At 72.5% G+C, this 6,950-nt stretch carries 6 protein-coding genes; 4 read left to right on the top strand and 2 right to left on the bottom strand.

Annotated elements, in window-relative coordinates; all coding sequences use genetic code 11:
* Positions 1 to 79: 79 nt before the first annotated feature.
* Positions 80 to 1,159 carry an FAD-dependent monooxygenase gene (locus ACZ4TV_RS16665; protein WP_468135178.1) on the top strand — a complete coding sequence of 360 codons (1,080 nt, stop codon included), beginning with the start codon at positions 80 to 82 and terminating at the stop codon, positions 1,157 to 1,159.
* A 34-nt stretch (positions 1,160 to 1,193) separates the two neighbouring features.
* Here ACZ4TV_RS16665 and ACZ4TV_RS16670 read toward each other — a convergent pair whose 3' ends face one another.
* Together ACZ4TV_RS16670 and ACZ4TV_RS16675 are read right to left on the bottom strand one after the other, a co-directional pair.
* Positions 1,194 to 3,335, bottom strand: a complete 2,142-nt coding sequence (locus tag ACZ4TV_RS16670; protein ID WP_468135216.1) for a putative bifunctional diguanylate cyclase/phosphodiesterase — start codon at positions 3,333 to 3,335, stop codon at positions 1,194 to 1,196.
* A gap of 140 nt (positions 3,336 to 3,475) precedes the next feature.
* Positions 3,476 to 4,306 carry an SAM-dependent methyltransferase gene (locus ACZ4TV_RS16675; RefSeq protein ID WP_468135180.1) on the bottom strand — a complete coding sequence of 277 codons (831 nt, stop codon included), beginning with the start codon at positions 4,304 to 4,306 and terminating at the stop codon, positions 3,476 to 3,478.
* 822 nt (positions 4,307 to 5,128) lie between these two features.
* Between ACZ4TV_RS16675 and ACZ4TV_RS16680 the strand changes: the two genes are divergently transcribed.
* From ACZ4TV_RS16680 to ACZ4TV_RS16690, 3 genes are all read left to right on the top strand, one after another.
* Complete coding sequence (locus ACZ4TV_RS16680; RefSeq protein ID WP_468135182.1) at positions 5,129 to 5,278, top strand: hypothetical protein; 150 nt, start codon at positions 5,129 to 5,131, stop codon at positions 5,276 to 5,278.
* A 33-nt stretch (positions 5,279 to 5,311) separates the two neighbouring features.
* Entirely contained in the window at positions 5,312 to 6,082 is a 771-nt protein-coding gene (locus ACZ4TV_RS16685) for a bestrophin-like domain (protein ID WP_468135184.1), read from the top strand.
* A gap of 183 nt (positions 6,083 to 6,265) precedes the next feature.
* Positions 6,266 to 6,859, top strand: a complete 594-nt coding sequence (locus ACZ4TV_RS16690) for a hypothetical protein (RefSeq protein WP_468135186.1) — start codon at positions 6,266 to 6,268, stop codon at positions 6,857 to 6,859.
* Positions 6,860 to 6,950: the final 91 nt, after the last annotated feature.

Below are 6,950 nucleotides of genomic sequence, written 5' to 3' on the forward strand. Positions count from 1 at the left end.
TGAGTAATTTTCTTTACCGGGTTGCTTTTTGTGTCGGGAGCCGGTTTCCTTGAGACATCACGACGACGAGAGGCTTCCGATGACAGACCTACGGGCAGACGTACTGATCGTGGGCTCCGGCCCCACCGGACTCACCTTGGCGTGCGATCTCGCACTGCGCGGCATCGGCGTCCGCATCCTCGACCAGCGGCCCGGCCCCCACCGCGAGTCCCGGGGCAAGGGCCTCAACCCGAGCAGCCTGGAGGTTCTCGACCGGCTCGGTGTCGCCGAGCGGATCTCCGCCCTCGGCACCCGGGGCCTGCCCTTGCGCAAGTACTTCGACGGCGCCCACATCAGGGACACGCCGACCGGCGACGGGATCCTGATCGGCCAGTGGCAGGTCGAAGGGGTCCTCCGCGAGCGCCTGGCCGGCCACGGCGTCCAGGTCGAATACGGGGCGCGGGTCGTCGCCATCACCCAGGACGCGAGCGGAGTCGGCGTGCGGCTGGCAGACGGCCGTTGGCTCCGCGCCGGGTACCTCGCGGGATGCGACGGCGGGCACAGCTCGGTCCGGAGCCTCCTCGGGATCCCGTTCGAAGGGAGCACGGAGGAGCAGCCCGCCATGGTCCTCGGCGATGTGCGTGCGCCCGGGCTGAGCCGGGACCACTGGCACCAGTGGTTCACCTCGGAGGGCGGCGGCATCCTGCTCTGCCCCATGCCGGGAACGGAGACCTTCCAGCTCCAGGCCTCACCGGAAGTGGACGAGCGGGGCGAGCCGTTGCCGCCGTCCCTGGAGAGCTTCCAGCGGATCTTCGACCGGCACGCCCGGATGCCGGGGATACGGCTGGCGGAACCGAGTTGGCTCTCGTCCTGGCGGATCAACGTCCGCATGGTCGCCCGGATGCGCGAGGGCCGGGCGTTCCTCGCGGGGGACGCCGCGCACGTCCACCCCATAGCCGGTGGGCTCGGAATGAACACCGGGATACAGGACGCGGCCGCCCTCGCCCGCACCCTGACGGCCGCGCTCACCGGGCAGGCCGGAGAGCAGGGGCTCGACGCCTACGAAGCGGAGCGGCTGCCGGTCGCCGCCGCGGTCCTCGCCGATACGACGCGGCGGATGGCCCGGGTCATGGAGGCGGTCCGTGAGCCGGGCCGGGGGACGGAGGCGGGCATGGGCTGACGGGAGCAGCACATACGACGCCCCCGGGCCCGCGTCAGGAGGAGGTGGGCACCGCGTCCGAGAGGGAGAGCGTGTGGATGCGGTCGGGGGCGCCGGGGCGGGCGTAGTACCAGCCCTGGGCGGTGTCGCAGCCGAGTGCGCGCAGCTGGGCGGCCTGGGCGCCGGTCTCCACGCCCTCGACCGTGACGGCGAGTTCGAGGCTGTGGGCCAGGGCGACGATCCCCTCCACGATCTTGACGTCGACCGGATCGGCGGGCTGCTGCTGCATCCCCTGCGTGAAGGAGCGGTCCAGCTTCAGGACGCTGACCGGCAGGCGCCGCAGGTTCGCCAGGTTCGAGTAGCCGGTGCCGAAGTCGTCGAGCGCGATGTCCACGCCCAGGGCGGCGAGCCTGCGCAGCGGTTCCAGGAGTTCGTCGTCGGCGCCTATCAAGGCCGATTCGGTGACCTCCAGGCACAGCGCGCCCGGGGCGAGGCCGGACTTCTCCAGCACCGCCACGGTCTCGGCGACCAGGCCCGGGTGGTGCAGCTGGGTCGGTGAGAGGTTGACGTTGATCCGCAGGGCCGCGCCCCCGTGCTGGCACTGCCAGATGCGGGCCTGGCGGACGGACTCCTCCAGGACCCAGCGGCCGAGCGGCACGATGAGCCCGGTCCGTTCGGCGAGCGGGATGAAGCGGTCCGGGCCGAGCACCCCGTACTGCGGGTGCGACCAGCGCACCAGCGCCTCGGCCCCGTGCACGCTGCCGTCGCGCATGTGGACCAGCGGCTGGTACTCGATGAAGAACTCGCCGCGTTCCAGCGCCGCCGGCAGGGCGTTGGTCAGGCCGTGGCGGGTGATCGCGCGGGCGTCGGCATCGGCGTCGGCGAATTCGAAGCGGTTGCCGCCGGCCGCCTTGGCCCGGTACATCGTGATGTCGGCGCTGCGCAGCACTTCAGCCGGGGTGCGTTCCTTGGCCCGGCCCTCGACGATGCCGATGCTGCCCCGGACCGTCAGTTCGCGGCCCTCCAGCCGGATCGGCGTGGACAGGGCGGTCAGGATGCGGACCGCCATGTCGGTCACCTTCTGCTCGGTGTCGGAGCCGGTGGTCAGGGCCACGAACTCGTCGCCGCCGAGCCGGGCGACCACCTCGCCGGGGCCGGTCGCGCAGCTCTGCAGCCGGTCGGCGACCTCCACCAGCAGCCGGTCCCCCGCCGAGTGCCCGAGGCTGTCGTTGACCGCCTTGAAACCGTCCAGGTCCAGGTAGCACAGGCCGTAGCGGCTGCCGCCGGCCCCGCTGAGGGCCTTCTCGAGCCGTTCGAAGAACAGCGTCCGGTTGGGCAGGCCGGTGAGGGCGTCGTGGGTGGCCTCGTAGCGCAGGCGCAGGTTCAGCAGCCGGCGTTCGGTGGTGTCCTCCATCAGCGCCAGCTGGTACTGCGGCTTGCCCTCGGCGTCGCGCAGCAGCGACACCGTCAGGTTGGTCCAGAGCACGGTCCCGTCGTGGCGGTAGTACGGCTTCTCCACGCGGTAGCTCTCGCGCTCGCCGCGCACCAGCTCGCCGTACATCCGCCAGACGTGCGGGGTGTCGTCGGGGTGGCCCCACTCGCTGACGTTGCGGCTGCGGACGTGCCCCTCCAGGCCGCCGAACATCTGCAGCAGCGTGTCGTTGACCTCCAGGACGTTCCCGTCGAGATCGGCGATGCCGATGCCGACGGCCGCGCCCTCGAAGACCGCCCGGAAGCGCTCCTCGCTCGCGTGCAGGGCCTGCTGGGCATCGGTGCGGGCGGTCAGCGCGGAGCGGGCGATGGCCTCCTGCTCCCGGAGGGTGCGCTCGCGCAGGGCCCGGGCGTATCCCGCCGCGATGCCGTGCTGGAGCCGGGCGCAGCGGGACCGGTACTCCTCGGTGCCCTCCACGCCGGAGCCCTCGGGCCCGTCCGGGCCGCAGTAGAGCACCAGGTACGACTCGACCACGCCCAGGGTGCCGGCCAGGGCCTCGGGGTCGGTGCAGTGCACGGCGACGAGTTCCGCCCCCACCCGCTGGGCCACGGCGGAGTCGAAGGGCCGGGCGCGCAGGGCCTCGGTGAGCGTCCGGGCGAGCGGTACGAGGTGCCGCTCGAACTCGGTCCTCGTCAGCGAGGTCGCCGTGACCGGGAAGATCGCACGCCCCCAGATGGTCGCGAAGCGTGCGATCCGGTCCTCGATGCCGCCGTTCGGGGCCGCCGCGGGCGCCGATGAGGTCGCGGGGGCCGCGGGGGCCGCTGGCTGGGCCGACGCCGACTCGGCCACGGGCGCAGCGGCAGCGCCCGGCGCGGCTGCCGCGCCCGCCGTCTGTGCCGGAAGTCTCACGCCTTGCGTCCCACGCCGCCGAAGCCCGAGAAGGCGTAGGGGTCCTCCGGCGCCTCGCCGTCCTCGGCGCCCTCGGACCGGTCGGGCCGCCAGTCGGGCATGGAGACCAGCCCCGGCTCCAGCAGCTCGAACCCGTCGAAGAAGCCGCTGATCTGCTCCCGGGTGCGCATGACGAGGGGGTTGCGGATGTCCCGGTAGACGCCGACGGCGCCGGACGCGACCTCCTGTGTGAGGGGGATCCCCTCGTACGAGGCGTGCGTGAGGACCAGCAGGCTGCCGGGGGCCAGCGCGTCGCGCAGTTCGGCCACGGCGGCGTACGGATCGTCCGCGTCCTCCAGGAAGTGCAGGACGGCCACGAGCAGTACGGCGACCGGGCGGCCGAGGTCGAGCAGCCGGCCGACCTCGGGTGCGGCCAGGATGTCCTTCGGCTTGCGGAGGTCGGCGGCGACGATGTCGGTGCGGTCGTCGCCGATGAGGACCGCGTGGCTGTGCGCGACGGCCACCGGGTCGTGGTCGACGTAGACCACGCGTGCCTCCGGGGTGGCGGCCTGGGCGATCTCGTGGACATTGCCGAAGGTGGGGATGCCCGAGCCGATGTCGAGGAACTGCGTGATGCCCTCGGCGACGGCGTGCCGGACGGCGCGGCGCATGAATGCCCGGTTGGCCTGCATGATCTTGGGCAGTCCCGGCATGAATTCCATGGCGCGGCGGGCCGCCTGGCGGTCGACCTCGAAATTGTGGGACCCGCCCAGGTAGTAATCGTAGATGCGGGACACGCTCGGCACCGATATGTCGATGCCTGGCGGGGCCCAGGCGGGGCGCTCCATCGGGTCTCCAAGCGTTGTTCCTACGGCGGTCCGTACGAGGTCGGACTCCTGTCCGAGCCGAATGTACTGATCATTGCCCAACAGGGCGAGCAAAAGCGGAAATTGGCGATCCGTTCTTCGTCACACACCAAAGACACCTGCCGCACCCGCAGGGAGAATGACCGTTACCGACACATCCCTTTTGGGAATTGATCGGTAGCGATCGGGCTCCTCACGCGACCTGCTCGCGGCTGGCTCAAACCTTTCCGTTCACCAGTCCACCCGTTCAGGCGAACCAGGGCCGAGCCCCGCGTACGCGGGCGGGCGCGGGCCCATGCTCCCCGGGTGAACAGAGCCTGTGCCAGGCGCCTGCTGGCGGTCCCGGTCCTGCTGTGGGCGGCCCTGTCCGCCACGCCGGCCGTGGCTGATAGCTGCGCCTACGCGACGATCGAGTCCGGCGACGGCGCGACCGTCACCGCTGTGGTCGCGGTGGCCGGCGGCGGCCGCGGAGGCGGGCCGGGTGGTGGACATCACGGGGACGACCGCGGAAGGGGCCGTGGCGGGGGCCGTCACGGCCGCCCCCACTGCCCACCGCCGCCTCCCCCGCCGTGTCCGCCGAAGCCGACACCGAAGCCCACGCCGCCGCCCGTGCCGACCCCCGCTCCGCCGCCACCCCCCAAGCCCGCGCCGACCCCGAAACCCACGCCACCGCCACCTTCCGCGCCGGCGGCGAAACCCGTGCCGAAACCCGTCCCGCCCCCGCCGAAACCGGCGCCCGCACCGCCCCGCGCGGTCGTGGTTCCCCCACCACCGCCCGCACCGAAGCCGGCGCCCACCCCGGTGGTGACGTCGCCCCCGCCGAAAGCGGTGGCCCGCCCGGCCTATCGCGCGGCGTCCCGCAAACCGGCCGAGCACCACGTCTCGCCGGTGACCTTCACCCTGCTGACCGCGGCTCCCGCGGTGCTCGCGATCGCCGCGCTGCGCCCGCGCTAGCCGCACCCCACTTTCGAAAGATCGGGAGTCATCTTGTCGGAATGGCTCGTCCTGTCCCTCGCGATGGCCGCGGCCTGTGCCGTGGTGCTGTCCATCGCCTTCTTCAACCACCGCAGGATCGGCGAGGACGACGATCCGAGCGAGACCCCGGACGTCATCGAATACATGACGATGATGATCGGGGTGATCTACGCGATCGTGCTGGGCCTGGCGATCGCCGGCGTCTGGGAGGCCCGCGGGGCCGCCCAGGAATCCGTACGCCAGGAGGCGCAGGCCCTGCACGAGATCAGCGTCCGCTCCGAGGTCTATCCGGCCGAGGTGCGCAAGAGGATCCGGTCCGATGTCGACGCGTACGTGACGTACGTGGTGGACACGGAGTGGAAGGTGATGGCCGACCGCGGCAACCTCACCGACCGCGGCGGGGAGCTGCTGGAACGTATCCGCCGGGACGTCACCGACTACGAGCCGCAGACCGACCACGAGGGACAGGCCTACCAGCCGCTGGTCGACCAGGCCGCGGTGGTGGACGACGCCCGCAGTGCGCGCGGCCAGAGCGCCGGGGCCACGATGCCGGGGGTGGTGTGGTTCGGGCTGATCGCCGGCGCCCTGGTGACGGTGGGGCTCATCTTCACCCTGCAGATCAGGCGGTCGTTCCGTGAGTTGCTGCTGGCAGGGCTGTTCAGCGCGCTCATCGCCTTCCTGCTGTTCCTGATCTGGGACTTCGACGCGCCCTTCGGCCGGGGCATCTCGGCCACCGCCGAGCCGTTCCTCGCGCAGTTCCCGCACCTGGATCTCGGTGGCTGACGGCCGCCCGGCAAACCGGGGACGGGCCTCCCGTCCCCGGTTCGGCCTACGGCTATGCCCCATTCGCCCGTTCCTGATCGCGGGCCACGGCACCCGCGCCTAGCGTGGCGGACATCGAGGGCACGACCCCCCACGTGCGGAAACCGTTCCGCGGCTGCTCCTCGGAGATCCGGAGAATCAACCATGGGTGCGATACGTACCTCCGCCACAGCCCTGCTGAGCGCCGGCGCCATGGGCGCCGTACTCGCGCTCGGTTCCCTCGGCGAGCCCGCCGCCACCGCGGCCGAGGCCCAGCCCATCACCTCGTTCGGCTTCACCATCTCCCCATCGACCGTCGCCCCCGGCGGCCAGGTGGTGCTCGCGGTCACCGGCTGCAACGCCGCCTACGCCACCGCCTCCTCGGGGGTCTTCGACACCGTGAGCATCGCGCGCGGGCAGAGCGTACGGGTGACCGTGGACCGGGACGCCCGGCGCGGAGCCTTGTATTCCGTCTCCTTCACCTGCAACGGGGAGACCGGCTCGGCCGACCTGACGATCGCCGGCGGCACGACCAGACCGACCACCAGCTCCACCAGGGGCGCCACCGCCACGGCCTTCGCCCCCACGTCCCTCCCCACGTCCGCCCCCACGTCGGCCCGCGGTGTCCAGGGCGGCCTCGGCGGCAGCGTGGCCGGCATGAATGCCGTGGAGCTCGGCGCGGGAGCCTGTCTCCTGCTCGCCGCCGTGGGCGGTACCGCGTACGCCCTGCGCCGCAGGGGCGCCGGCCGTGGCCATTGAACGACCGGTGTCCCCCGCTACCGGCGGGGGGGGGGGGGGGGGGGGGGAAGGGAGGGGGGGGGGGGGGGGGGGGGGGGGGGGGAGGGTGGGT

Source organism: Streptomyces sp. NPDC028910 (genome assembly GCF_055564955.1).